The sequence below is a fragment of the Bradyrhizobium sp. CCGUVB1N3 genome (assembly GCF_024199925.1).
Lineage (GTDB): Bacteria > Pseudomonadota > Alphaproteobacteria > Rhizobiales > Xanthobacteraceae > Bradyrhizobium.
Map to the genome: position 1 here is coordinate 2,072,319 of NZ_JANADR010000001.1, position 24,721 is coordinate 2,097,039.

22 protein-coding genes and 1 tRNA gene are annotated in these 24,721 nt (G+C 64.2%); 9 read left to right on the forward strand and 14 right to left on the reverse strand.

The window, feature by feature from the left end:
- Nucleotides 1-5: 5 nt before the first annotated feature.
- Nucleotides 6-1,001, reverse strand: a complete 996-nt coding sequence (locus tag NLM33_RS09850) for a Gfo/Idh/MocA family protein (protein ID WP_256570607.1) — start codon at nucleotides 999-1,001, stop codon at nucleotides 6-8.
- A gap of 5 nt (nucleotides 1,002-1,006) precedes the next feature.
- Entirely contained in the window at nucleotides 1,007-2,053 is a 1,047-nt protein-coding gene (locus NLM33_RS09855; protein ID WP_254105716.1) for a LacI family DNA-binding transcriptional regulator, read from the reverse strand.
- Nucleotides 2,054-2,237: 184 nt separating this feature from the next.
- On the opposite strand from NLM33_RS09855, the gene NLM33_RS09860 reads away from it, so the two are divergent.
- Nucleotides 2,238-3,011, forward strand: a complete 774-nt coding sequence (locus NLM33_RS09860; protein ID WP_254095874.1) for a 3-ketoacyl-ACP reductase — start codon at nucleotides 2,238-2,240, stop codon at nucleotides 3,009-3,011.
- 21 nt (nucleotides 3,012-3,032) lie between these two features.
- Here NLM33_RS09860 and rhaI read toward each other — a convergent pair whose 3' ends face one another.
- Nucleotides 3,033-4,364, reverse strand: a complete 1,332-nt coding sequence (gene rhaI / locus NLM33_RS09865; protein ID WP_371929925.1) for an L-rhamnose catabolism isomerase — start codon at nucleotides 4,362-4,364, stop codon at nucleotides 3,033-3,035.
- Nucleotides 4,327-6,423 (reverse strand): bifunctional rhamnulose-1-phosphate aldolase/short-chain dehydrogenase, encoded by a 2,097-nt coding sequence (locus NLM33_RS09870; RefSeq protein WP_254095876.1) that lies wholly within the window; start codon nucleotides 6,421-6,423, stop codon nucleotides 4,327-4,329. Before NLM33_RS09870 ends, rhaI begins: the two co-directional genes overlap by 38 nt.
- 184 nt (nucleotides 6,424-6,607) lie before the next feature.
- Here NLM33_RS09870 and NLM33_RS09875 point away from each other — a divergent pair, with 184 nt between their 5' ends.
- The 6 genes from NLM33_RS09875 to NLM33_RS09900 all read left to right on the forward strand — a co-directional run bounded on the left by NLM33_RS09875 (nucleotide 6,608) and on the right by NLM33_RS09900 (nucleotide 13,598).
- Nucleotides 6,608-7,420 (forward strand): DeoR/GlpR family DNA-binding transcription regulator, encoded by an 813-nt coding sequence (locus tag NLM33_RS09875; protein WP_254095877.1) that lies wholly within the window; start codon nucleotides 6,608-6,610, stop codon nucleotides 7,418-7,420.
- 2 nt (nucleotides 7,421-7,422) lie between these two features.
- Nucleotides 7,423-8,964 carry a sugar ABC transporter ATP-binding protein gene (locus NLM33_RS09880; protein ID WP_254105718.1) on the forward strand — a complete coding sequence of 514 codons (1,542 nt, stop codon included), beginning with the start codon at nucleotides 7,423-7,425 and terminating at the stop codon, nucleotides 8,962-8,964.
- Nucleotides 8,961-9,947 carry an ABC transporter permease gene (locus NLM33_RS09885; protein WP_254095878.1) on the forward strand — a complete coding sequence of 329 codons (987 nt, stop codon included), beginning with the start codon at nucleotides 8,961-8,963 and terminating at the stop codon, nucleotides 9,945-9,947. The genes NLM33_RS09880 and NLM33_RS09885 overlap by 4 nt, the downstream gene beginning before the upstream one ends.
- Complete coding sequence (locus NLM33_RS09890) at nucleotides 9,944-10,936, forward strand: ABC transporter permease (RefSeq protein WP_254095879.1); 993 nt, start codon at nucleotides 9,944-9,946, stop codon at nucleotides 10,934-10,936. Before NLM33_RS09885 ends, NLM33_RS09890 begins: the two co-directional genes overlap by 4 nt.
- Nucleotides 10,937-10,986: 50 nt before the next feature.
- Entirely contained in the window at nucleotides 10,987-12,102 is a 1,116-nt protein-coding gene (locus NLM33_RS09895) for a substrate-binding domain-containing protein (RefSeq protein ID WP_254095880.1), read from the forward strand.
- 131 nt (nucleotides 12,103-12,233) lie between these two features.
- Nucleotides 12,234-13,598 (forward strand): FGGY-family carbohydrate kinase, encoded by a 1,365-nt coding sequence (locus NLM33_RS09900; protein WP_254095881.1) that lies wholly within the window; start codon nucleotides 12,234-12,236, stop codon nucleotides 13,596-13,598.
- Between the two features lie 83 nt (nucleotides 13,599-13,681).
- On the opposite strand, the gene NLM33_RS09905 is transcribed toward NLM33_RS09900, so the two are convergent.
- The 3 genes from NLM33_RS09905 to NLM33_RS09915 form a co-directional block, all read right to left on the reverse strand.
- Nucleotides 13,682-13,758 (reverse strand) — tRNA-Arg (locus NLM33_RS09905).
- A 132-nt stretch (nucleotides 13,759-13,890) separates the two neighbouring features.
- Nucleotides 13,891-14,385: a hypothetical protein gene (locus NLM33_RS09910; RefSeq protein ID WP_254095882.1), complete on the reverse strand. Its 495-nt coding sequence runs from the start codon at nucleotides 14,383-14,385 to the stop codon at nucleotides 13,891-13,893.
- A 157-nt stretch (nucleotides 14,386-14,542) separates the two neighbouring features.
- The gene (locus tag NLM33_RS09915) at nucleotides 14,543-15,088 is read right to left on the reverse strand and encodes a hypothetical protein (RefSeq protein ID WP_254095883.1); all 546 of its coding nucleotides are present in this window, start codon (nucleotides 15,086-15,088) and stop codon (nucleotides 14,543-14,545) included.
- A 232-nt stretch (nucleotides 15,089-15,320) separates the two neighbouring features.
- Here NLM33_RS09915 and NLM33_RS09920 point away from each other — a divergent pair, with 232 nt between their 5' ends.
- Nucleotides 15,321-15,704: a VOC family protein gene (locus tag NLM33_RS09920; RefSeq protein ID WP_254095884.1), complete on the forward strand. Its 384-nt coding sequence runs from the start codon at nucleotides 15,321-15,323 to the stop codon at nucleotides 15,702-15,704.
- Nucleotides 15,705-15,772: 68 nt separating this feature from the next.
- Here the strand turns inward: NLM33_RS09920 and NLM33_RS09925 are convergent, their stop codons facing one another.
- On the reverse strand, nucleotides 15,773-16,336 hold the full coding sequence (locus NLM33_RS09925) for a hypothetical protein (RefSeq protein WP_254095885.1): 564 nt from the start codon (nucleotides 16,334-16,336) through the stop codon (nucleotides 15,773-15,775).
- Between the two features lie 245 nt (nucleotides 16,337-16,581).
- Between NLM33_RS09925 and NLM33_RS09930 the strand changes: the two genes are divergently transcribed.
- On the forward strand, nucleotides 16,582-16,932 hold the full coding sequence (locus NLM33_RS09930; protein WP_254095886.1) for a GrlR family regulatory protein: 351 nt from the start codon (nucleotides 16,582-16,584) through the stop codon (nucleotides 16,930-16,932).
- A 7-nt stretch (nucleotides 16,933-16,939) separates the two neighbouring features.
- On the opposite strand, the gene NLM33_RS09935 is transcribed toward NLM33_RS09930, so the two are convergent.
- The 6 genes from NLM33_RS09935 to NLM33_RS09960 all read right to left on the reverse strand — a co-directional run bounded on the left by NLM33_RS09935 (nucleotide 16,940) and on the right by NLM33_RS09960 (nucleotide 24,520).
- The gene (locus tag NLM33_RS09935; RefSeq protein ID WP_254095887.1) at nucleotides 16,940-19,627 is read right to left on the reverse strand and encodes a PAS domain S-box protein; all 2,688 of its coding nucleotides are present in this window, start codon (nucleotides 19,625-19,627) and stop codon (nucleotides 16,940-16,942) included.
- Nucleotides 19,628-19,716: 89 nt separating this feature from the next.
- Nucleotides 19,717-20,634: a DMT family transporter gene (locus NLM33_RS09940; RefSeq protein WP_254095888.1), complete on the reverse strand. Its 918-nt coding sequence runs from the start codon at nucleotides 20,632-20,634 to the stop codon at nucleotides 19,717-19,719.
- An 82-nt stretch (nucleotides 20,635-20,716) separates the two neighbouring features.
- Nucleotides 20,717-21,532 carry an NUDIX hydrolase gene (locus NLM33_RS09945; protein WP_254095889.1) on the reverse strand — a complete coding sequence of 272 codons (816 nt, stop codon included), beginning with the start codon at nucleotides 21,530-21,532 and terminating at the stop codon, nucleotides 20,717-20,719.
- A 4-nt stretch (nucleotides 21,533-21,536) separates the two neighbouring features.
- On the reverse strand, nucleotides 21,537-22,490 hold the full coding sequence (locus NLM33_RS09950; RefSeq protein WP_254095890.1) for a dihydrodipicolinate synthase family protein: 954 nt from the start codon (nucleotides 22,488-22,490) through the stop codon (nucleotides 21,537-21,539).
- A gap of 127 nt (nucleotides 22,491-22,617) precedes the next feature.
- Nucleotides 22,618-23,496, reverse strand: a complete 879-nt coding sequence (locus NLM33_RS09955) for an SDR family oxidoreductase (protein ID WP_254095891.1) — start codon at nucleotides 23,494-23,496, stop codon at nucleotides 22,618-22,620.
- A gap of 157 nt (nucleotides 23,497-23,653) precedes the next feature.
- On the reverse strand, nucleotides 23,654-24,520 hold the full coding sequence (locus tag NLM33_RS09960) for a MaoC family dehydratase (protein WP_254095892.1): 867 nt from the start codon (nucleotides 24,518-24,520) through the stop codon (nucleotides 23,654-23,656).
- Nucleotides 24,521-24,721 lie beyond the last annotated feature (201 nt).

The window sequence follows — 24,721 nt, forward strand, 5'->3', positions numbered from 1 at the left end:
CCGCCTCAGGTCGTCAGATCGATGGGAGTCTCGTGTCCCGTTCGCGCAGCCTCGCGCGTCGACAACGCGACGCTCAAGGACTTCATTCCATCCTCGCCCGTAGCCGACGGCGCCCCTCGGCCAGCAACCGCATCGCCGAACAGGCGCACCGCCCGCAGATAGAGATTCTCGTGCGCGACCGGGAGCTGCCTCTCGCCGTCCTTGGTCCGCAGCAGGACTTCGCCCTTGGGCTGCTGGGTCATGCAATCGGTCCCTATCAGCGATCCCTCTTCGCCATGGACCTCGAAGCCGGTCACCGCGTATCGGGTCGTGAAGGCATCGTGGAACTGGGCAATCAACCCGCTTTCGAAGCGGACCACCCCCATGACGCCGTCTTCGAGACCTGCCTGGCCCATACCACCCCGCGACATCATTGCGGTCACGGCGACAGGATTGTCGTCGAGCACGAAACGCATGGTGTCGGCGTCATGAACGGTGATGTCGAGCACCACACCGCCACCCGAGTGAGGCCGCTCGATCCGCCAGCCCTGCAGGTGCGGCGGAAGATAGACCGCATGAAATACGCGGGCGAACAGAGGCTTGCCGATATGGCCCGCCTTGATCGCGGCATGAATTGCGCGATGGGTGGCCGCATTGCGCAAATGATGGTTCGTCCCCATCTGCACCCCCGCCGCCCTGCAGGCCGCGACCATTCGCCTGGCGTCCGCCAGGTTCAACGTGAGCGGCTTCTCGCACAGCACGTGCTTGCCGGCCGCAGCTGCGGCAAGCGTTTGCGAGCAATGATGCTCGTTGGTCGTCGAGATGTAGACCGCATCGATACCGCTTCCGAGCAACGCGTCGAGGTTGGTCGTTGCGGCCGCGATGCCGTTCTCGCCGGCAAATCGCTGCGCGCGCTCCGGATCGCTGCTCATCACGGCCACCACCTCGCCGCCCGCTCCGCGGATGGCCTCGATCATCCACTCGCGCGCGATCGTACTTGCACCGATCAATCCCCAACGCAGGTCACTCAAGATGCGATCCTCCGTTTGAACGTCGCTCCACAACTCTCCCGAACGACCAACCGCGCTTCGCCCACGTAGCTGTCGAGCCGGCGCTCGCCCTCGTTGATCTGCCTCAGCAGCATCTGAGCGGCGCGTTCTCCGAGACTGCCGGCATCGACCGACACGGTGGTCAGAGCGGGAGAAACATGACGGGCCTCGGCGGTATCATCGAAACCGACGACGGCAACATCGCGCCCGACGGTCAGCCCCTGGCGCGCGATCGCCAACATCGCGCCGATGGCCACGACGTCGTTGAAGCAAACCACCGCCGTTGGCCGCCCCTCCGACGAGAGCAGGCGCTTCATGGCGTCGAAGCCGCCATCCTTCGTCGGCATGCTCTCAATGATCCGCGCGGGCTCGACGGCAAGTCGCGCCTTCTCCATGGCGCCCGCAAACCCGGCAACACGATCCTGGAAGACGACCATCCGGCCGACGCCGCCGACGAAAGCGATATCGCGATGGCCGAGCTCGATGAGATGCTCGGTCGCCCGCGCTGCACCGGCCAGATTGTCGGAAACCACCAGCGAAGCCCGGGTCCCGATGATCCGCCGGATCGCGAGCACGATGGGCAGGCGCGCCTCGAGCCGCGAGATCTCCGCCACGTCAGTGTCGAGCGCCGGACAGAGGATCAGGCCGGCGGCGCCATGCTCCCGCATTGAGCGCACCACCTCGGCCTGCCGGACAACGCTCTCGGCGGTATTGGCGATGAACGGAACGAAGCCGGAGTTTTGCAGGGCGCGCTCGATGCCAATGGCAAGCTCGGCAAAAAACGGGTTCGATAGATCATTGATGACCATTCCAACGATGTCGGCCCTCGCGCGCCGCAAGCTCGCAGCACCGCGATTGTAGACATAGCCGAGAGCGTCCATCGCCCCCGCCACGCGCTGGCGCGTCTCCTCCCTGACGAGAGGACTTCTCTTGAGCACGAGCGAAACCGTCGACTTCGACACGCCCGCCGACTTGGCAATGTCGAGAATCGTCACCGCACGAGATTTACGCCCCGCACGCACCATGCCCTTCGCGAGCCTCCTGAAATTTGGAACGTTCCAAATACTCCCATTCTCCTCGATGCGCAAGGCTATAAACTGCGGCGGATATAGAATATTGGCCTCGAACGTCAGACCCTTCATATTATAGAACGTTCCAAATATGACGATGCCCATTCGCTTGGGCTCGAGCGCGTGGAGGGAAACCGATATGGACGATCAGCGACGACCTAGCGCTCTGGTGACAGGAGCGGGGCGCGGTATCGGCCGCGCCATCGCGCTCGCGCTATCGAGCGCCGGCTTCTCGATCATCGTGAATGATCTTCCTGGCTCGGAAGATCTCGACGAGACCCTGGCAGCGATCCGCCAAAGCGGTGGGGATGCGAGGGCCGTCAACCTGGATATCTCGCAGGTCGAGCAGCACCATCAATTTGTGGACGAAGCCTGGAATGCCTTTGGCGGCATCGACTGCCTCGTCAACAATGCTGGCGTATCCGTGAGCGTCCGCGACGATCTCTTGAGGATGACGCCGGAGAGCTATGACCGCGTCATGAAGATCAACCTGCGCGGTCCTTTCTTCCTGACCCAGGAGGTCGCGCGGCGGATGATCGGCGCGCAATCGCCCCACTTTCGCAGCATCATCACGATCTCGTCGATCAATGCCGAATTCGCCTCGATTGACCGCGGCGAGTACTGCGTCTCGAAGACGGGCTTGTCCATGATGGCCCGGCTTTTCGCGATCCGGCTCGCCGATCACGGCATCGGGTCCTACGAGCTTCGGCCAGGGATCATCCGAACGCAGATGACTGCAGTCGCCAAGGACAAGTACGACCGGCTCATTGGCGAAGGTCTCACGCCCATCAAGCGCTGGGGTGAGCCCGAGGATATCGGAAAGGCCGTCGCCACCTTGGCGACAGGCCAGCTCGGCTATTCGACGGGAGACGTCATCCACGTCGATGGCGGCCTGGCGCTGCGGAAACTCTGACGGCGGAAGCAAGCCTCTCGCCTACACAATCCCCGCCGACGTCCCGGCGATGGCGGGACGCTCCCTAGCCTTTTGCGCCCGATAGCCTGATGCGCGATAGGCCGCGATCGGCGCGATCGCACCGCCGGCGCGCAGGCGGGCAATGGCGAGCAGCGGCGAGACGTCGGTCGTGAAGGCGCGTTTCAATTCGAGATGCGCACCGAGCGCGTCATTGGCTTCTTGCGCCGCTTCGAGCGCCGCGCGATCGACGATCAGCGCCTGCGCATAGGCGCGCTGTAACTCGATCGCGGATTGCATGAGGCTCTCGATCGGATCGGTCACGTTATGCGACTGGTCAATCATATAAGCGGGGGCGAAGCCTTTTGCCTTGCGGCGTTCGGCATCGATCAGCTCGTTGAAGACGAGAAACAGTCGGAACGGCTCGACCGAGCCGCTGTCGAGATCGTCGTCGCCATACTTTGAATCGTTGAAATGGAAGCCTGCGAGCTTCCCGAAGCGAACGAGCCGGGCGACGACCTGCTCGATGTTCACGTTCGGCGCATGATGGCCGAGGTCGACGAGGCAATGCGCCTTGGGCCCGAGCTCCTGCGCGACCGCAAAACTCGTGCCCCAATCCGAGATCACGGTCGAGTAGAACGCCGGCTCGTAGAGCTTGTGCTCGAGGAACACCCGCCAGTCGGCGGGGAGTGCGGCGACGATCTCGCGCATCGCGTCGATATAACGGTCGAGCGCCTTGGTCAGATTCGATTGGCCGGCAAAGTTCGAGCCGTCGGCGATCCAGACAGTCAGCGCCTTCGAGCCGAGCTTGCGGCCGATCTCGATGCATTCGATATTGTGCGCGATCGCCTGAGCGCGCACGCGCGCATCCGTATGCGACAGCGAACCGAACTTGTACGAAAGCTCCTGTCCCGGCTGGTCCTGGAACGTATTGGAGTTGACCGCGTCGAAGGCAAGGCCGTGCGTCGCGGCCTTTTCACGCAAGGCGGCATAGTCGTCGACCTTGTCCCACGGAATGTGCGGCGAGATGGTCGGAGTCGCCCGCGCCAATTGTTGGATCACGGCACAATCGTCGATTTTCTCGAAGACATTGCGCGGCTCACCCGGCCCTGGAAAGCGGGCGAACCGCGTGCCACCTGTGCCGACGCCCAGGTCGGAATGGCGACGCCGAAGGCCATGACTTTCTGCACCAACGCGTCCGCGTCGATCCCGTGCCGCGCCAGCGCGCGCTTCAGAGCGTCGAAGTCTTCGGTGGTCGCGTCTTCGAGCCGCGCGTTCTGGTCGGCGATGAAATCGGCGCTGATCGAGAACGGCGTGCTCATCGCGTGAAGGCCTGGGCATTGCCGGCGTCGACATTGAGGATGTTGCCGGTCGATTTGGCCGAAAGGTCGGACGCGAAGAAATAGACACCCTCGGCGATATCCTCGGGGAAAACCGACAGTTTGAGCATCGAGCGCTGGCGATAGACTTCCTCGAGTTGGTCTTCGGCGACCTTGTTGGACGCCGCACGCTGCTGACGCCACTCGCCTTCCCAGATCTTCGAACCGCGCAGCACCGCATCCGGATTGACGGTGTTGACGCGGATGCCATGCGCCGCGCCTTCCAGCGCCAAGCAGCGGGCGAGATGGATCTCCGACGCCTTGGCGGCGCAATAGGCCGAAGCGCCAGCCGAAGCGGCAAGGCCGTTCTTCGAAGCGACGAAGATGATGGCGCCGCCGATGTTCTGGCGCTGCATCAGCCGGAACGCCTCGCGCGAGACGAGGAAATAGCCCGTGGCGAGAATGTCCATGTTCTTCTGCCACAGCCCAAGACTCGTGTCCTCGACCGGCGAGGCCGAGGCGATCCCGGCATTCGAGACGACGATGTCGACACCGCCAAAGGCGCGAGCGGTCTCTTCGAACGAGGCGACAACCCCCGCCTCGTCGGTAACATCAAGCTTCACGCCGATCGCCGCGTCGCGGCCATGGCGCTTCGTAATCGCCGCAACGCGCTCGCTCAGCGCCTTCTCGTCGATATCGGCAACGACGAGGCACGCGCCTTCGCCGAGCAGCCGCTGCGCGGTCGCCCCGCCAATGCCGCCGGCACCGCCGGTCACATAGGCGATCCGCCCGGCAAGCGATTTCGGCTTGGGCATGCGCTGGAGCTTGGCCTCTTCCAGCAGCCAGTATTCGATGTTGAAGGCCTCCTGCTCGGCGAGGCCGACATAGGCGCTGACGCCCGAGGCGCCGCGCATGACGTTGATGGCGTTCACGTAGAACTCGGCCGCAACGCGCGCCGTCGCCTTGTCCTTGGCAAACGTGAACATGCCGATTCCCGGCACGAGATATACGACCGCATTGGGATCGCGCATCGCCGGCGAGTTCGGATGCTTGCAGCGCTCGTAATAGGCGGCGTAGTCGCGCCGGTAGGCGGCGAGAACGTCGTCGAGGCCGGCGATCACCTCGTCGAGATTGTCGCGCACGGGATCGTAGGGCAGCAGCAATGGTCGGATCTTGGTGCGCAGAAAGTGATCCGGACAGGAGGTGCCGAGCGGCGCCAGCTTCGTGAGCGCGCTGGAGTTGACGAACTCCAGCACTTCCGGGGCATCGGTGAAATGGCCGATCTTGCGCTCGTCGGTGGAGATCTTGCCGCGGATCAGCGGCATTAGCCTGGCCGCGATCGCGCGACGCTTCTCCGGCAAGGCCGTTTGGACCTTGGCGCCGCCGAAAGCCGGCTTCCGCTCATGCGCCGCAAGCCAATCGGCGGCCTGCTGGATCACGCGCAAGGTCATCTCGTAACAGGCTTTCGACGTCTCGGCCCAGGTGAAGAGCCCGTGCCCGCCAAGAACGACGCCGACATAGTCGGGATGGCGCGCGGCCATCTCGCCGAGTTTCAGGCCGAGATCGAAACCCGGCCGCTGCCACGGCAGGAACCCGAGCTTGCCGCCGAAAACCTCGCGGGTCAGACGCTCGGCGTCGACTGAGGCGGCAATGGCGATGACCGCGTCGGCATGGACATGATCGACATGCCGGTGCGGCACGAAGGCGTGCAAGGGCGTATCGATCGAAGTCGCGCGCGGATTGAGATCGAAGGTGCAGTGATTGAACAAGGCGACCATCTCGTCCTCATGGGCGAGGCCGCGATAGAGGCCTTTCAGGCTCTCGAGCTTGTCGAGGTACAGCGTCGAAAAACCATCGCGCTTCATCGAGCCGAGGTCGCCGCCCGACCCTTTGACCCAGAGCACGCGAACGTTCGCACGCGTCAGCGGATCCTTCATCTCGATCTTGGCCGAGGTGTTGCCGCCGCCGAAATTGGTGATGCGCAGATCGGCCCCGAGCAGGTTCGAGCGATACAGCAATTGACCTGCTTCATCGAGTCCGGCGGCGAGCGCGTCGTCCCATAGATTTGGCAGGGGCGTGGCCGCGACCTCGCTCATTAGGCATCCTCCCTGTGCTTGATCTCTGGGCAGCTTAGGCCACGGATTCAATCAAGGTCAATCACCGACACTCAACACTGCGACGCAATATGATTGACGCAGCGCGATATTGATCGAATTTGACGGTTTGCAGTTGACCGCTGGTCGAGAGCGTGACCTATTTGCGGGCAAAAGGGAGGACGACGTGCACGAGCGGGAACGCTGGCAGGTCATCAAGGCACTCTTGCGCGAGCGGTCGCTGGTGCGCATCGCCGACGCTTGTCGCGCGACCGGCGTCTCAGAGGCTTCCATACGACGCGATTTCGCCAGGCTCGCCGAGCAAGGCGTCGCGATAAGGGTGCACGGCGGACTCGAAGCCCTGCCGGAAACCGCCAGCGCACCGGGCGACGTCCTCTCCCTTGCCACCCGCTCCTTTGACGTCAGCCAGACCCTCAATATCGATGCCAAGCGCGCCATTGCGAAAGCGGCAGTCGCCCTGTGCGCCGACGGCGAGACGATCATCATCAATGGCGGCACGACCACCTATCAGATGGGCGAATATCTGCGCGAGCGCCGCCTGAAGGTGTTGACCAATTCCTATCTGCTCGCCGACGCGCTGATCCACACGTCGAAATGCCGCGTCGCCTTGCCGGGCGGCGAGGTCTATCGTGAGCAGGGCATGATCGTCTCGCCCTTTGACGAGGATGCGATCCAGCACTATTCGGCGACGCGGATGTTCATGAGTGCGATCTCGATCGGACCGCTCGGCGTGATCGAGGGCGATCCCCTGCTCGCCCGCGCCGAATCCAAACTGCTGAAGCGTGCCGACAAGCTGATCGTGCTCGCCGATTCCTCGAAATTCGTCTCGCGCGGCAGCCTCGTCGTCTGTCCCCTCTCGCGCATCGATACGCTGATCACCGATTCCGATGCGCCGAGCGACGCACTCGACATGCTGCGCGCGCACGGTGTCCGCGTCGTGGTCGTCGATGCAGCCGCTCAAACAGATGCGGCGGCGTGACCATGACAACGGACGCGCACAGTGAAACTCCCAAGGCGCCGCTTCTGTCGGTGCGCGCGGTCGAGAAGACCTTTCCGGGCGTACGGGCGCTGTCCGGCGTCTCGTTCGATGCTGCCAGGGGCGAAGTCCACGCCTTGCTCGGCGAGAACGGCGCCGGCAAGTCGACGCTGATCAAGATCGTCTCCGGCGTATTCCCGCCCGATCGCGGCGAGGTGCTCGTGGACGGCAAGCCGGTCGACCTCGCGCGGCCGGACGATGCACGGCGCACCGGCATCGCCACGATCTATCAAGAGCTGCTGCTGTTCCCGGAGCTCACGGTTGCCGAAAATATCTTCATGGGGCATGCGCCGCGCGCTGGCCTCCGCCGGATCGACTGGCGGGCGATGCGGGAGAAGACGAATGCGCTGCTCGCCTCGCTCGAGATTCATGACCTGGAGCCAGACCGCATCGTCGGCTCGCTCAGCGTCGGCAATCGCCAGCGCGTCGAAATCCTGCGCGCGCTGTCGCAAGACGCGCGCATCCTGATCATGGACGAGCCCACCGCGGCCCTGACCGAGTACGACGTGACGCGGCTCTTCGACATCGTGCGCAAGCTGAAAGCCCGCGGGGTCGCCGTGATCTATATCAGCCATCGGCTCGATGAGATCTTCGCGATCGCCGATCGTGTCACTGTGCTGCGCGATGGCGCGCATGTCGCGACCAAGCGCGTCGCCGATACGGACTCGGCCGAGCTCGTCCAATTGATGGTCGGCCGCAGGATCGAAAGCCTGTTCCCCAAGATCACGGTTCCGATCGGCAAGCCGGTGCTGGAGGTGAAAGACCTCGAACGACGGCCGCTGACGAGAAGCGTCTCGCTCACGGTGCGCGCCGGCGAGATCGTCGGCCTTGCCGGCCTGGTCGGCTCGGGTCGCAGCGAGCTCGCGCAAACCATTTTCGGCGTCACGCCGGCCGATGACGGCGAAATCCGGATCACCGGGCAGCAAGTCGACATTCGCTCGCCGGCACAGGCGCGGTCCCTGGGCCTCGCCTATGTCCCCGAGGATCGCGGCACACAGGGCCTGGTGCGGCCGATGACGGTGCGCGAGAACTTCAGCCTCGCTGCGCTTGGCAAGGTCGCATTCGGCGGCTTCATCGATCGCGGCGCCGAGCGCAAGCTCGCAAGCGACGGTGTCAAGCGCTTTGCGGTCAAGACGAGCTCGCTCGAGCAGAGCGCAGGCAAGCTCTCCGGCGGCAATCAACAGAAGATCGTGCTCGGCAAATGGCTGGCCAACGGGCCGAAACTGTTGATCCTCGACGAGCCGACGCGCGGCATCGATGTAGGCGCCAAGGCGGAGATCCATCGGCTGATGGGCGAGCTTGCGGCCCAGGGACTTGCCATCCTGATGATTTCGAGCGAGCTGCCAGAGGTGCTCGGCATGAGCGACCGCATCCTCGTGATGCGCGAAGGCCGTATCGTAGCCGAATTCTCGCGCGAAGCAGCAACCCAGGAGTCGATCGGCGCAGCGATGATGGGCAGTCATGAAAACGCGGAGAAAGCGGCATGACGGCGGTGACCATAACCGGTGCCGAGGCTGATCCACGGCGGCGGCTGAAGGTGCTTGCCTCGCAGGAAGCTCTGCTCGCAATCGCGGTGATCGGCCTTGCCATCGCCGTCGGCCTTTACAATCCGCGCTTTCTGGCGGCGCGCAATCTTTCCGACGTGTTGCTCGGCAACGCCTATATCGCCGTCGCCGCAGTCGGCATGTCGATGGTGATCGTTTCCGGCAACATCGATATTTCCGTTGGCGCGCTGATCGGCGTCCTGGCGACGATCAGCGGCACTCTGGCGGTGAACGGCGCGCCGATTGTGGTCGCCTGGCTGGCAGCGCTCGTTGCCGGCGTCCTCGTGATGGCCTTGCAGGGCGCCATCATCGCCTATCTGCGCATTCCGGCGATCGTGGTTACTCTCGGTATGCTGTCGATCCTCAAAGGCGGCCTGATCAGCGTCACCGGCGGCAAATGGATCACCGACCTGCCCGACAGTTTCCATCTCGCCGATATTGAACTTTTCGGTGTGCTGCCCTTTCCGGTTTTTCTCATGATCCTGGCAACGATCCTGGCCGCCTTGTGGATGCGCTATTCGGCCTCGGGCCGCGCCATCTACGCGGTCGGCGGCAACGCCGAAGCGGCGCGGCTCTGCGGCATTTCGCAGCCACGCACGATCGTAATGGTCTTCGCGCTGCACGGCTTCTTTGCCGGGGCGGCCGCCCTGCTCTATGCAACGCAGTTGCGCGTCATCCAGTCGACCGTGCCGCCCAATCTCGAGCTGACGATCATCACCGCATCGGTCGTCGGAGGCGTCAGCATCCTCGGCGGCGTCGGCACGGTAGTCGGCTCGACCCTTGCCGCCGTACTGATCGCCGAGATCGCCAGCGCGCTGGTCTTCATCGACGTCTCGCCCTACTGGATCCGCGCGGTCCAGGGTGTGCTCATCCTCGTGACCGTGATCGCCGACATTCTGCGGCGCCGGCGCATGGCCGGAGCATGAGCGCCATGAGCGAAATCCCCCTCCCCCACACCGCCAAGCGTGTCGTGCCATGGTGGCTGCTGCGCCACGAGACCATGCTCGCAGTGATCCTGCTCGTTGCGTTGATCGTGCTCGGGGGCTTGAACAACCGCTTTCTCACGCTCGACAATCTGCTCAATCAAGGCAGGCTGACGACCGAGGTCGGGCTGATCGCGCTGCCGATGACCTTCATCATCATCACCGGCGGCATCGACCTCTCGGTCGGCTCGATCGTCGGGCTCTGCGCGATCCTGCTCGGCTATTCCTGGAAGATTTTCGGCTTTCCCTTGCCGCTGGCGATCTGCTTCTCGTTGCTCGTCGGTGCCGCGGCGGGTTTCCTCAACGGGATCGTCATCACCAAAGTGAAAGTGCCGCCGCTGATCATGACGATCGCGACGCTCGCCCTCTACCGCGGCCTCGCCGAGGGGATCAGCCAGGCGCGTTCGGTGCGCGGCTACCCGGAATGGTTCTACTTCATCGGACAGGAAAATTTTTTCGGCGTGCCGGCGCAGCTCTGGCTCTTGCTGATCGCGATCGTGGTCGCGGCAATCGTTCTTGACCGCACCACTTTCGGCCGGACGCTCTATGCGATCGGCAACAACGAGACCGCCGCGCGCTTTTCCGGTTTGCCGGTCGATCGCGTCAAGCTGATCATCTACACGCTATCGGGCTTCATGGCCGGCCTTTCCGCTTGTGTTCTCGTCTCGCGCGTGACCACGACCCGCTCGGACATGGGGATCGGCTATGAGCTCGACGTGATCGCAGCGGTGGTGCTCGGCGGCACCAGCATCTTCGGAGGCGTCGGCACGATCTGGGGCACGGTGGTCGGCCTAGCGATGATCCAGCTCTTGAAGAACGGCCTGGCCCTGACCGGCGTCAAGGGCGACGCGACGATCGTGGTCATCGGCACGGTGCTCATCCTTTCAACTCTTGTGGCGAGTTCGCTCCAGCGGCGACGCGAGGGCGTTTGATGGCGTGTCTGGCCGCGAAAAAAGCGGCTTCAACATGGGAGGAAAACAAAATGAAACTCGGATTAGCTGCTGCATTCCTCGGCGCGACGCTGCTGGCCGGAACGGCCTCGGCCGCGGACAAGAGATGGGACGGTGCGGACGACCTGCCGGTCAATCCGCTTGCCTGTTCGGCTGGCGAGGCCAACGCCGCGCCCGCGGCCAAGCCTTATGACGGCGGCCGGCCAACCAACGCGGCCGACAAGGCCGGCAAACCGATCACGCTGGTCGACGTGCCGAAGCTGATCGGCATCGGTTATTTCAACGCGACGTCGAAAGGCATGCAGGACGCCGCCAAGGCGCTCGGCAATGTCACGGTGAAGACCGACGGCCCGACCGAAGCCAAGATCGACGAGCAGATCAAGTTCATCGACAATTACATCACCAGCGGCGTCGACGGCATTCTCTTCGCCGCCAACGATCCAGTGGCGATCGCGCCGGTGCTTAAGAAGGCGCTGTCGAAGGGCATCCATGTCGTCGGCTATGACGCCAACTCGACGCCGGATGCGCGCGAATGGTTCGTCAACCAGGCCGAGTTCAACGGCATCGCCAAGGCGATGATGGACTCGATGGCCACGGAGGCCGGCGAGGACAAGAGCTTTGCGATCGTCACCTCGACCTTCACCACGCCGAACCAGGCACGCTGGATCGCCGAGATGTGGGCCTATGCGCAGAAGTGTCATCCCAAGCTGAAATGGCTTGAGACAGTCGAGGCGCAGGAGGACAACAACCTGTCCTTCAACCAGGCGACGACGCTGATCAACAAGCATGGCGACAAGCTCGCTGGCCTGTTCGGCATGACCTCGGTCGCGACGCCCGCTTCGGCGGAAGCCGTGACCAAGGCCAAGCTCTGCGGCAAGGTGGCGGTGGTCGGCCTTGCCACCCCCAATGCGATGAAGCCGTATGTCAACGCGGACTGCGTCAAGTCGGTCGTGCTCTGGAATCCAGTCGATCTCGGCTATGCCGCGACCTACGTGATGCGTGCCGTGGTCGACGGCAGCCTGAAGCCCGGCGCGACCTCGGTGGACGCGGGCAAGCTCGGCAAGCTGAACGTGGTCAATGGCAGCGAGATCCTGCTTGGCTCGCCCTTCATCTTCACGAAGCAGAACATCAAGGACTTCGACTTCTGATCCGGACAGGTCGCCCGGCCGCAGAACGCGGTCGGGCGACGCACTCTTGTCCTCCGCTGTCATGGCCGTAAGGCCATGACACGGCGGTGATGTTTGCTTGTCGAGATGTTCCATCTGCCTTGAGCTTGACGATGAGCCAGACGGTCGCAGTCCTTGACATCGGCAAGACCAACGTAAAGCTTGCCTTGTTCGACGACGGCCGACTTCTCTGGGAAAAGTCGGCGCCCAACTGCATTCGGCCGGGCCCACCCTATCCGCACGAAGATGTCGAGAGCGCGTGGAACTTCTTCCTCGATGCGCTTCGTGAGGCCGCACGCACGCATCAGATCAGTGCGATCGTTCCGACCGCTCATGGCGCAGCCGGCGCTTTGATTGGCGAGAGCGAACTCGCCGCTCCGGTCATGGACTACGAATTCACGGGCGTAGAAGCGATCGAGCCAGACTATGCAAGGCTGCGGCCGCCCTTTTCGGAGAGCCTGTCGCCGAAACTGCCGGCCGGTCTCAATCTCGGTCTACAACTCGCCTATCAGAAGTGGCGCTGTCCCGACCTCTTCGCCAAAGCGAGGCATTTCGTTGGCTATCCGCAATATTGGACCTGGCGCCTGAGCGGCGTCGCGGTCTCTGAAGTCACGACCCTCGGCGCCCATACCGATCTCTGGGCGCCGCGACAGGGGCAGGTCTCGAGTCTCGTCAAAGCTCTCGACGTCGACCACTTGCTGCCGCCGCTGCGCCGCGCCTTCGATCCGCTCGGTCCGATCAAGCCCGAAATCGCCGCGCGAACCGGGCTCGCGCCTGAAACCCAGGTCTTTTGCGGTATCCACGATTCCAACGCTTCACTTCTGCCCTACCTCGTCTCGCGCCAGGCGCCGTTCAGCGTGTTGTCGACCGGCACCTGGGTGATCCTGATGTGCGTGGGCCTTTCGCTCGATCGGCTCGATCCTCGCGACGACACGCTCGCCAACGTCGACGCGCAGGGCCGACCCATCGCCTGCGGACGCTTCATGGGCGGACGCGAATACGCCGCCATCGCGGGCGGCGGCGGCAATCCGGATCTTGACGCGATCGAGCGCGTCATCGTCTCGGGCACGATGGCACTACCCTGCTTCTCCGGCCATGGCGGACCTTATGCGACGACCAAAGGCGTGATCCGCGGCGAAGTCGCACCGCGCGATCGGACCGCACTTGCGACGCTCTATTGCGCTCTGGTCAGCGATCTAATGCTGACGCGCATGGGAGCGACCGGCGGCGATCTCATCGTAGAAGGGACCTTCGCCGGCAATCTTCTTTTCTGTCAGACGCTCGGCGCGCTACGACCAACCCAGCGCGTCTTTGCGGCGGAGGACGCCGCGGGCACGGCGCGCGGTGCCGCAATGCTTGCGCAATGGCCGCCTTCCTACCCCATCGCGGCGCCGATGCCCGTCCCCGCAGCCCCGATCGCCGGCCTTGGCGCGTATCGTGACGTTTGGACGGCGCAGATCGGCCTGATCGGTCGCTAACCCGATCGCCGCATTTGGCTTCTCGTGCCTTGGTCTTCGCTGCCGTAAGCTGCGAAATGTGACGCCTAAGTTATTGATTTTACTGGCGCGCTCGGAGAGATTCGAACTCCCGACCCTCGGAATCGAAATCCGATGCTCTATCCAGCTGAGCTACGAGCGCGTCCTGCCCGGGACCGGGCGGGTTCCGAGTTTCGTCAGGCTGGGGGCCCGACCGTTCGGATGCATTGGGATTAGCAGAGAGGCTAGCCGAGCAAAAGCCCCACCTGCCCGATCCGGGCAGGTCGACGGACGCTCACCAGGTCGTGTTGAAGAGCCCGAAATGGGGCTGTTGCGCCACGCGCATCGGCCTGCCGAACATCGGCTGCCCAAAACCATAAGTCGGCTGCCCATAGTAGTATGGCTGCGGAGACCGCCTGGCGACCTTGCGCTTCGGCTGGACCTTCTTGACCGACGCCGCATTCGGTTCCGTTGGGATGAACTGGGCGAAGGTTTCGCGGACCCGTGCCTTGGCGGACATATCGCCGGGTGCCGGGGAGACGTTCGGCTGCGGTTGCGGAGCAGCGCTCGCCGTGTTCACCGGCGCGGTCGACGCAATCGTTGGCTGGCTGGTATCGAGCACCACACGTTCCGGCAGCTTGCGATCCGAGCGAATCCGGATCAGCGGCGCCTCGTTGCTCGATGTCACAACGCTCTGGGCGATCGGCCCTTCGGGCAGCACGAAATTCACGGCCAATAGCAGCGCAAGCAAAGCGCCACCGACAAACATGAAATACCGAAGGATGGGCATCTGGGAGCGCTCCACCCCGCACAGCAGCACGCGGGCCCTTCGCCTCAACCGGCGATCCTTTAATTGGTTCCTGTGCCGCCCGTCCGGTTCAACGAGAACGCGAACTTTTTTCGACGGCGTGACGGTAACTTTTCCGCTACCGCGACAAATGCCCCTTTTAGACGCGTCGCGCTGCGGCGAGCGAGCATTTGGCCTGACTGGCGTTTACGTTAACGAAGCCGACTTGCACATGCGCAAACGTCTTACGGCTTTTCATGTTCACGGTTTCGCCGAGCACGCGCCTGCGATCGGTGAGATGGCTGCCATCACGGCGGGTGAAGGCGCAGAGGATCTCGACGTCCTTCACGGCATAGTCGTTGTCATTTCGCAGCGTGAAGGTGACCAGTGCTCGCGATCCGAGCCCGCCACGGCGCCAAGTTTGCGATGAAATCCGCAAGCGATCGAGTTCGGCCGGCACTGAAACCCGGGCGGCTACGGCTGCCGGTGGCACAGACTGCGCAGGCTCAGGCTGGACGGTTGCCAATTCGATCCCGTCGCTCTCATTGCCTTCAGAGGCGGACATCAGCCCCCACGCGCCGCCGCCAGCCAGAACCGCTGCCGCAAGCCACAACGGGCTTTTTCGCCCCACTGAGAAAGCCGGCCTCAGCAACGCACCGAGTTTGACGAGACCGTTGAGATCGACGCGATAGAGCCCTGCGAGCATGGATGCGTCACCCAATATGCGACGACGCGCGTCTCGCGCGTGCCGTCTCCTACCTAACGCGCCAATACGGCCCGTTCTGCGGCGATTCCTCGGGCCAATCCTTCAACCCGCAAGGCAGATTTGGGTTCCCGTGGGCAGCCGAATCTCGGGTAACAGGAATGCGCAAGTGGCGATCGGCCAAGGGGATCGCTAACATGGCCGCAACGCCGCAAAGCCCGACGGGAGGAATGAAATGCCGGAAGTCACCTGGGACCACGTCCATCTGCGCAGCCCCGATCCGGAGGCGACGGCGGCCTGGCTGCGGGACGTGCTGGGTGGCGAGATCGTACGCGGCCCGGCGCGCATCGACGTCAAGCTCGGCGGCGCCAACATCTTCATTGCTCCGCTCGAGCCCGGCAAGCCCATGAACCCGCCCCCGCCCCATCCCCATCAGGGACTCGACCATTTCGGCGTCACCGTGAAGGACATCGACGCCGTCGCCGCCGAAATGAAGGCGAAAGGCGTCGAGTTCACCCGCGAACCGACCACGATCCGGCCCGGTGTTCGCGTCTGCTTCATCCGCGGCCCCGAAGGTATTTCAGTCGAGCTGCTCGAGCGCGACAAGAAATACACCTGAGACGTACGACATCGCCCGATCGATCTGGCGCAGCTCCACCGAGCTACGCCGGATCAGACATCGTCATGTCATGTCATGCTGCCCGGCATGAAGCAGCGGATCGCGACGCCCATGTAGCCGTAGATCGGCCATACCATGGTGCGTCCGACCCGGTTCGGCTCCGAAATCACGGCTTCTTCCGGGACATCGACCCACACCAGTTCCTGCTGCTGGCCGTTGATCATGAAGCCATAGCGCGGCACGCGGACACGGTAGTGCCCGTCCTTGCTTTCCCAATCGGAATCCGAGATCGCCGACCCGTCGGCATCGGAGCAACATGGCCCTTTGCCGCTGCGCAAGCCGTCAAACCACGCCTTCAATTCGGCATTGGTGTTGACGAATTGGCCGCGGTCGCGCGCGTGCCCGAACGGGGCCGCAAGCACCACCAGGAGTATGGCACAGCCGAGTTTCGCTGCGCGTCTCCAGCGCGTTGAACCGCCGATCTGCCCATGACTTGCTTCACAACAGCTTGCTTCACAACAGCTTGCTTCACAACAGCTTGTTTCACAACCGCTTGCTTCGCAACTGACATTGTCTACACGCGCACTGCATAGACGCGGCTCATCGCCGCCGGAATTGATCCAGTTGGTCATTCGTCTTGCTCCAGCACCCCGCGGCCGGTGCAACTAGGGTTTATGCATTTCGCGGGCCAACTTGATTCGCTTCATCGGGCCTCGCTGCACTATGAGGCCGTCATACCCCTGTCATGCGCAAGCCGGGACAACTACGGCTTGGCGCGAAGGGTGCGGGCGAACTGCCGCGTTGCACGAGCGATGGCGCTTTGGCATAAACATCAGACCGGCGCGCCGAGCGCGCAGGCAGCCGGCCACGGGACGTCATGAAGAACGGTCTTTATTCGATTCACGTGACGCTGCTCGATGGACGCGTCGGCAAAGGCAGCGGCGTGATCCTGTTTCGCGACGGCCAGATTCTCGGCGGCGATGCCTATCTCTATTACACCGGCAGCTACACGGTGAAGGACAACACCTTCAAGGGTGAAGTGCTGGTGCAGCGGCACACCTCCCCGCGCGGCGACGACAATCCCCTGTTCGGTGGTCCGGCGCCGGTCGGCGTCGGCGTCAGCGGCACCTTCACAGGTGGGCGCGCGGAGATGACGGGAACCGCGCTCGTCGGCAAGGCGAGCCAGATCTTTGGCGCCACGCTGCGCAAGCTCGCAGACATCGACTAGGGATGCGCTATTCCGCGGCCTGTTCCAGCGGCGCGACGCGCGGCAGGATCATCTGGATGCGCGTGCCGCCGCCGGGTTCGGAGTCGAGATCGAGCCGCCCGCCCAGCCGGTTGGTGACGATGCTGTAGACGATGTGCAAGCCCAGGCCAGTGCCGCCCTGGTCGCGCCGCGTGGTGAAGAACGGATCGAAGGCGCGGCGGCGGACGTCGAGCGACATGCCACAGCCATTGTCGGAGAAGATGATCTCGACATTGTCCTTGCCGGACTCGCGCACCTGGATGTCGATGGTCCCGGGCCGGCCGTCCGGAAAGGCGTGCGCGACCGCATTGAGGAACAGGTTGGTCAGCACCTGACCGTACGGGCCGGGATAGCTGTTCATGGTCAGATCGGGTTGGCATTCGACATTGAGCGTCAAGTTGTGCTTGCGCAGGCCCGGCCGCAGGCTCAGCACCACCTGCTCGGTGAGGTCGGCAAGGTCAAAGGTGCGCTGATCCGAATAGTTACGGTCGGCGGCCACCTGCTTGAACGACTGGATCAGCTCGGCCGCGCGATTGAGATTGGCGACGAGCTGCCCGGACGCATCGCGGCTGGTGTTGAGGTATTCATTCAGCGTGGAGCGGCGCAGCTCGCCACGCTCGACCGCGGACGAGAACACCGCGGTCTTGCGCTCCAGCGCGGACGCCACCGTCAGGCTGATGCCGACGGGATTGTTGACCTCGTGCGCGACGCCGGCAACCAGCCGCCCGAGGGCGGCGAGCTTCTCCGCCTCGATCAGCGAGGCCTGGGTCTCGCGCAGATTGCGCAGCGCAGTTTCGGCGGCCTCCTTCGCTTTGCGCATCTCCTGCTCGCCGCGCTTGCGCTCGCCGATGTCGAGCGCCACGGTGACGATCCGCTCGATCTCGCCGTCGGCATCGAGCAGCGGCAGCTTGTTGACCAGCCACTGCCGCATGTTGCCGGAGGAATCCTTGTACTCCTCCTCGTAGAAGCCGAGACCCTTGCGGAACTTCAGCACCCGCTTGTCGTTCTCGTCGGTCTTGGCCGCGCCATAGCGCGACATCAGGTCGGCGGTGGTGCGACCAAGCGCGTCACCTGCCTCGATGCCGAAGATGCCGGCCATGTAGCGGTTCATCAGCACGTAGCGGAGGTCGCGGTCCTTGACGTTGATGACGGCCGGCACGGTGTCGATGACCTGCTGCAACAGCCGCCGGCCTTCGGCGATGGCGTCTTCCGCGCGCTTCTGGTCGGTGATGTCGCGCAGCGTGCCCTCGTAACGGACGATCTTGCCCTCCTCGTCCCGCACGCCGGTCGCGCTGTCGGATAGCCACAGGATGTCGCCGCTGCGCTGGCGCACCTGGTACTCGAACTCGCGCACCATGCCGTCGCGCTCCATCAGCCGCTGATACTCCGCGCGCGCCTCCGGGTGGACGTAGATGGTATGGGCAATGTCGTTGATGCTGTCGATGAGGTGCTGCGGGCTGTCATAGCCCATCATCCGCGCCAGCGCCGGATTGGCGTTGAGGAGATCGCCGGCCGGCGTGGTGACGTAAATGCCGTCGACCGAACCCTCGAACAGCTTGCGATAGCTTTCTTCCGCGAGGCGCTGCTCGGTGAGCGCGCGAACCGCCGCTTCGCGCGCGGTGTCTGCCTCCTCCAGCGCCCGGCGGAAGACTTCCGCGGCGCGCGCGATGTCGCCGATCTCGTTGTCGAGATCGGCGGACGGGATGGACGTGTTCTTCTCACCTGCCGCAAGGGCGCGGATCGATCGCGCGATCTGGGCCAACGGACGCACCGTCCGGCGCACCACGAAGCCTGCGGCAATGATGCCGATCAGCACGCCGATGGTGCCGAGCACGATGCTCTGCCATCTCGCCTCCGCCAGCGTCCGGGCGAAATCGCGCGACAGCACATGCCCGCGCCGGGCGCTGACCTCGCGCAGCAAGTCGGTGACGCGCCCGATCAGGCGCCCCTCGGTACCCAGCACCTCGCTGTCGATATCGGCGATCTGACGTTCGCGGACCGCGACGGCGATGATGGCTTCGGAATAGTTACCGACCGCTGATCTCAGCCTGGCATCAGGAATGGTCAACGTCCGCATGCTTTGCGCCGCCTGCTCGGCGGCTGACGGATTGCGGGCCAGCAAGCCGAGCGCGATCCGGCTCTGAGCTTCGGACAGCCGGGATGCGAGCTCCCGGTCCGCGGTTTGGGAAACGGCCGCATCGAACGCCTCGCGCAGCGGCGGCAGGCCGGCGAGCAACTGGGCGCGGCGGTCGATCAAGGTCGAGATCCGGTCCAGGCCGCTACGATAGGTTGCAAGCCGCGCGCTGACCCCGTCAATCATGTCCTGCTGCTCGGGGGCGAGCTCGATACGGGTCTTCTTCAGGATGTCACTCAGCGTCGAGGCGGCTTCGCCCACCTGCTTGAACTGGATGCCGGCGCCGGGATCGGTGACGAAGTCGCGCGCGGCGAGCCGCAGATCGTTCATGCGGCGGTCGATATCCTCGGCGAGGTCGCCGACGCTTTGCAGGCGCTGCAGCTCGGCGAAGGTCGAATCGATGTGGCGGATCGCGATCACGCTCGCGGTGGAGGTGACGATGATCACGGCCAGCACCAGGATGAAGCTGCCGAATGTCAGTTGACCGATCGAAAGCGAAAATGCTCGCTTCGGGTGCGAATTCGGCGTCAGTTCGGCAGGCATTTGGTCAGGACCGGACTCCATACGGCCCCAATATACGACGTATTCCACCCCCGGGGGAACATGCCTCGACCGGTCGTACGGCCCGGTTTTTATGATACTTTAGCCATCGGCGCGACCCTCACCGGGATGGTCATGGCGGCGACGCCGATGACGACCGAGGCGAGCCCGATCCACGCCGTCCGGCTCAGGCTCTCGCCGAGGAACGCCACGCTGATGGCGACGCCGATCGGCACGCGCAAATACGCCTGCGCGGTGGTGCCGACCGAGCCGAGGGTCTGGATCAGCCGGAAATAGATCACGAAGGCCGCCGCGGTCGAAAACACGGCGAGCGCCAGCAGCGCGAGGACGGAACCCGCCGATGGCGACAGCGTCCAGGGCTGCTCGATGGCAAGCGAGGCCGGGATCAGGACCGCGGCGCCCGCGAGCAGCGAGCCCGCGGCGGGCGCCATAGGATCGAGCCCCCTGAAGCCGCGGCTGAAGATGGCCGCGCAGGCATAGCAGAGCGTTGCCGCGACGATCGCAGCTTCGGCCGCGAGGCCGCGGCCGATGTCATAGAATGCATCGACGCCGACGATCAGGCAGATGCCGGCCATGCCGGCGACGACGCCGAACAGTTTTCGCGCCGTGGTGGCTTCGTGCCGGGTCACCAGGGCCGTGAACAGGAAGGTGAAGATCGGCGCGGCCGAGTTGAGGATGGTGGCGAGCGACGCATCGACATAGCGCTCGCCCCAGGCGATCAGGGTCCAGGGGACCACGCTGTTGAGGCAGGCCTGGAAGGCGAAGCGGCGCCAGGTCGCAAGATCAGTCGGCATGGCGGTGCCGCGCAGGCGCATGACCAGCAGCAGCAACGTGCCCGCGATCGCGGTGCGTGCCGCGATCAGCGTGATCGGCGCAATGGTGGCGACGCCGAGCTTGATGAAGGTGTAGGAGCCGCCCCAGAGCGTCGCAAGCAGGAGCAGCAATGCGAGCTCGAAGGTGATCGTCGATTGCCGCTGTGAGGCGTCCATGGCGCGCGTTCCGTCCGGATATGACCGGAGCGGACTCTACAGCGCCGCCAGCAAGAAATAGTTCGTCGTCTATCGAAGTGTCTCAGCCGAGGGCGCCGACCTCGAACACCTCGCCGTCATAGCCGGCCTCGCGGGGGATGCGGAGCTGGCGACCCGTTTCGGTCTTCGTCATCACCGGCATCACCGTGACGATGGACATGCCGCGGGCATGATCGAGAGCGGACGTCACCGTCGGCTGCTTAGCAAGCCGGATCAGGTTGCGCGTCGTCGGGAACGGCAGCTTGAACCGGCCACTCTCGCCGCCTTCGACGGCTTCGCGCGGCGACACCCAGATCGAGTCCGTCGACTCACGCCCGTCATGAGCGCCGAGCTGATCGGGCGGCGCAGCGGCGAGGAAGAACCAGGTGTCGAAGCGCTTTGGCATGCCCTCCGGCGTGATCCAGTGCGCATAGGGCACCAGCGCGTCGAGCGCGAGCTGAAGGCTGTTGTCGGAGAGGATGCTGAGGAAGCTGATCTTGTGCTCGTTGAGCGCGACGCGATGAGCGTCCGCGATCGCACCGGCACGCTTGGCGTCGACCGGCGCGGAGGAGCCCTTCTCCCGCGCCAGCAAGATGCCGCTCTCCTCAAACGTCTCGCGGATCGCCGCGATCCTGAAGCCGAGATCGGATTCGGAGAGCCCCTCGCCGCCCGCGTAAAGCGCAGGCCGCGCGATGATCTCCTTGTCGCCGGCATCGACGCTGCCGCCGGGAAACACCAGCGCACCCGAGTTGAACTCGATCTGATGGTGACGCACCATCATGAAGACTTCAACCTCGGCGCAGCTCTTGCCGTCGACACCCGTGCCGTCGCGCAGCAGGAGGATCGTCGACGCGGGGCGTGATGCTGATGTCTCGGGCATGCAACTAACCTGCGGCGCTCGATTGCGGCTGGAGATTGGCCCGCTTGTCGATGCGGGCCACGCGCGACAGCAGATACTCGACCTCCGCCTTCGCCGCAGGCGTGATCGTCGCGCCGGGCTTGCGCTGCGCGCTGGAGGCGATGATGCCGCGCTTCTGGAGCACGTATTTGCGCACCGCGAGGCCGGCGCCCGGCTGCTGCTCGTAGCGCATCAGCGGCAGATGGGCGTCGAACAGATCATGCGCGGCATCGCGCTTGCCTTCCTTGGAGAGGCGCACGACGTCGATCAGGAGCTCGGGGAAGGCATAGCCGGTCATCGCACCGTCGGCGCCGCGCTCCATCTCGAAGTCCAGGAACATGCCGCCATTGCCGCAGAGGATCGAGAGCGGCCGCAGCGAGCCGTCCCTCTGGAAGTTGCGCAGCGTCGAGATCTTCTCCAGCCCCGGCCAGTCCTCGTGCTTGAGCATCACGCAGTTCGGATTGTCCATGACGATCTTGCGGATCACTGCGGGGGTGAACACGACGGAGAGCGTCAGCGGATAATCCTGAAGCACCCACGGCACGTCCGGCCCGATCGCTTCGGCTGCCTGCTTGAAATAGCCGACGATCTGATCGTCAGTGCGCAGGGACGGCGGCGGCGCGATCATCACGCCGGCGGCACCCGCATCCATCGAGGCACGCGCCAGCGAGCGCATGGTGGCAAAGCCCGGCGCGGAGACGCCGACGATCACCTGCATCTTCTTCGCCCGTTTGACGAAGCGCACCGCCACCTGCTCGGCCTCGGCGGCATCGAGCTTCGGCGCCTCACCGAGAATGCCGAGCACGGTGACGCCGTCGCAGCCGACCTGCTCGTAGAAATCGGTCAGGCGGTCGATCGAGCGCTCGTCGATGCGACCGTCATCTTGGAACGGCGTCGGCGCGATCGCGAAGGTGCCCTTGGCTTCGGCGGTGAGTTTCATAAGTGCTCTATCCTTTCATTCGTCATTCCGGGCGGCTCGCAGAGCCGAACCCGGAATCTCGAGGTTCTCAGGTGCGCAATTGCGCACCGTAGTTCGTGCTTCGCACGCCCCGGAATGACAGAAAAGCCTAAAACCGCCGCGCCGACTTCTTGATCTCCTCCTCGGAGAAGAAGATCTCCTTGGCGTGATCGGCGATGTCCTGGGCCTTCCAGCCCGTGTGCGGCGGTTTCCAGCCTTCCATCTCCATCATCCGCATTTCGCGCACGCCGCGGGGCCCGGACACGCCCAGCACCTTGCCGGTCTGGTCGCCCGACAAATCGCTGACCATGTATAGCACGGCCGGCGCGATGCCGTCCGGCCCCAGCGCCGCACCGGGGTTCTCCTTATAGCGGGGCAGGTCTGCGGTCATGCGGGTCAGCGCGCCCGGTGCCAGCGTCCAGATCCGGATGTTGTATTTGCGGCCCTCGATCGCCAGCACGTTGGACAGGCCCCAGATCCCGCCCTTGGCCGCGCCATAATTGCTCTGGCCGAAATTGCCGATCAGGCCCGAGGTGGAGGACGTGTTGACGATGACGCCGCCGCCATTTTCCCGCATCCAGCGAAACACCGGCAACGTGCAACAGAAGGTGCCCTTCAGATGCACCTTGATCACCTTGTCCCAGTCGGCTTCTGCGGCCTTGGCAAAAGTCTGGTCGCGCAAGATGCCGGCATTGTTGACGAGGATATCGGCGCGGCCAAAGTGCTTGATGGCGTCGTCGAACACGGACTGGCCGCCCTCCATGGTGGAGATATCAGCGCCGTTGGCGACGGCGCGGCCGCCTTCGGCCTTGATCGCGTCGACCACCTGCTGCGCCATCGAAGTGTCGGCACCGGAACCGTCGCGGGGACCGCCGAGGTCGTTGACGACGACCGCCGCCCCTTCCCGCGCGAACAGTCTTGCGTAGGCCTCACCGAGCCCGCCGCCCGCGCCGGTGATCAGCGCAACCTTGCCGTCGAGTAGTCCCATGGTGGCTTCTCCCTGTTCTTGTTCTCTCGTGTCCCGGACGCGATGCAGCGTGAAACGCTGCGTCGCGGAACCGGGACCCAGTTTTCGCGAACCCTCTGGGCCCCGGCTCTGCAGCGCACCGCTGAAGAAGCGCTGCGCTGCGTCCGGGGCACGAGAGCTAACCCAGCACCGTCTTGCCGTTCTTGATCACGGTGACGCCGCGCGATTTCACCTTGGCTTCGAACGAGATCACATTGCCGTCCTTCCACATGTCCATGGTCACGATCTCGCCAGGATAGACGGGCGATGAGAACCGCGCGATGTGCTGGCGGAAGGCACTTGGATCGTAGTCGGCATAAGTCTGGAGCACGGCGCGACAAGTGATGCCGTAGGTGCACATGCCGTGCAGGATCGGGCGCGGGAAGCCGGCCTTCTTGGCGAACTCGGGATCGCTGTGCAGCGGGTTGCGGTCGCCGCAGAGGCGATAGACCAGCGCCTGGTCGGGGCGCGTGGAGATGTCGACTGTTCTATCCGGCGCGCGCGACGGGATCTTGTGCGGATCAGGCTGCGTCAGGTTCGGCCCGCCAAAGCCGCCGTCGCCGCGGGCAAAGCGCGAGGCGACGAGGGTCGCGAGCTTCTCCCCCTTCTCGTTCTTCAGCACGGTCTGGTGGCTGATCACCACGCCCTTGTCCTTGTCCTTGCCCTTGTCGTAGACTTCGAGCACCGAGGAGTCGGCGGTGATGTGAGCCGCGGCCGGCAATGGCTGGTGGAAGGTGATGTCGCGCTCACCGTCGACCACCATGACGCGGTTGAGATTCATCTCGCCTGGCCCCGAACCCCAGGCCGCGACGGAGGCAAAGGTCGGCACCACCTTGAGCGGCCGCGGCGTCAGTGTGCCCTCGTTGACGAAGGCGAGCTCGTTCTCGTCCATGGGATCGGCGCCGAGCCCGATGCCATAGGCGTAGAGCATCACCTCGCGGTCGCTGTAGGCGTATTTCTGGCCGAGGTTTTTGAGGTTCTTCAGCTCTTCGTATCTGGCGGACATGTTTTTCGGTTTCCTCCCCGGATAGTTCAGCGCCGCTGCCAGTTGAAGTGCCCTCTCCCCTTGTGGGAGAGGGCAGCGAGGACGGTGCGGCAAATTCGTTTGGGTGAGAGGTTGCTTCCGCGTTGAGTAATCTCTCTATGGAGAGAACCCCTCATCCAGCGCTTCGCGCCACCTTCTCCCACAAGGGGAGAAGGGAAGAAG

Excerpts from the sequence above, each read along its gene's own strand:
- NLM33_RS09855 (WP_254105716.1), bottom strand. The coding sequence starts at position 2,053 with ATGGTGCGTGCGGGGCGTAAATCTCGTGCGGTGACGATTCTCGACATT.
- NLM33_RS09860 (WP_254095874.1), top strand. The coding sequence starts at position 2,238 with ATGGACGATCAGCGACGACCTAGCGCTCTGGTGACAGGAGCGGGGCGC.
- rhaI (WP_371929925.1), bottom strand. The coding sequence starts at position 4,364 with ATGTCGACGCCGGCAATGCCCAGGCCTTCACGCGATGAGCACGCCGTT.
- NLM33_RS09870 (WP_254095876.1), bottom strand. The coding sequence starts at position 6,423 with ATGAGCGAGGTCGCGGCCACGCCCCTGCCAAATCTATGGGACGACGCG.
- NLM33_RS09880 (WP_254105718.1), top strand. The coding sequence starts at position 7,423 with ATGACAACGGACGCGCACAGTGAAACTCCCAAGGCGCCGCTTCTGTCG.
- NLM33_RS09885 (WP_254095878.1), top strand. The coding sequence starts at position 8,961 with ATGACGGCGGTGACCATAACCGGTGCCGAGGCTGATCCACGGCGGCGG.
- NLM33_RS09890 (WP_254095879.1), top strand. The coding sequence starts at position 9,944 with ATGAGCGCCATGAGCGAAATCCCCCTCCCCCACACCGCCAAGCGTGTC.
- NLM33_RS09895 (WP_254095880.1), top strand. The coding sequence starts at position 10,987 with ATGAAACTCGGATTAGCTGCTGCATTCCTCGGCGCGACGCTGCTGGCC.
- NLM33_RS09900 (WP_254095881.1), top strand. The coding sequence starts at position 12,234 with ATGAGCCAGACGGTCGCAGTCCTTGACATCGGCAAGACCAACGTAAAG.
- NLM33_RS09910 (WP_254095882.1), bottom strand. The coding sequence starts at position 14,385 with ATGCCCATCCTTCGGTATTTCATGTTTGTCGGTGGCGCTTTGCTTGCG.
- NLM33_RS09915 (WP_254095883.1), bottom strand. The coding sequence starts at position 15,088 with ATGCTCGCAGGGCTCTATCGCGTCGATCTCAACGGTCTCGTCAAACTC.
- NLM33_RS09920 (WP_254095884.1), top strand. The coding sequence starts at position 15,321 with ATGCCGGAAGTCACCTGGGACCACGTCCATCTGCGCAGCCCCGATCCG.
- NLM33_RS09925 (WP_254095885.1), bottom strand. The coding sequence starts at position 16,336 with ATGACCAACTGGATCAATTCCGGCGGCGATGAGCCGCGTCTATGCAGT.
- NLM33_RS09930 (WP_254095886.1), top strand. The coding sequence starts at position 16,582 with ATGAAGAACGGTCTTTATTCGATTCACGTGACGCTGCTCGATGGACGC.
- NLM33_RS09935 (WP_254095887.1), bottom strand. The coding sequence starts at position 19,627 with ATGCCTGCCGAACTGACGCCGAATTCGCACCCGAAGCGAGCATTTTCG.
- NLM33_RS09940 (WP_254095888.1), bottom strand. The coding sequence starts at position 20,634 with ATGGACGCCTCACAGCGGCAATCGACGATCACCTTCGAGCTCGCATTG.
- NLM33_RS09945 (WP_254095889.1), bottom strand. The coding sequence starts at position 21,532 with ATGCCCGAGACATCAGCATCACGCCCCGCGTCGACGATCCTCCTGCTG.
- NLM33_RS09950 (WP_254095890.1), bottom strand. The coding sequence starts at position 22,490 with ATGAAACTCACCGCCGAAGCCAAGGGCACCTTCGCGATCGCGCCGACG.
- NLM33_RS09955 (WP_254095891.1), bottom strand. The coding sequence starts at position 23,496 with ATGGGACTACTCGACGGCAAGGTTGCGCTGATCACCGGCGCGGGCGGC.
- NLM33_RS09960 (WP_254095892.1), bottom strand. The coding sequence starts at position 24,520 with ATGTCCGCCAGATACGAAGAGCTGAAGAACCTCAAAAACCTCGGCCAG.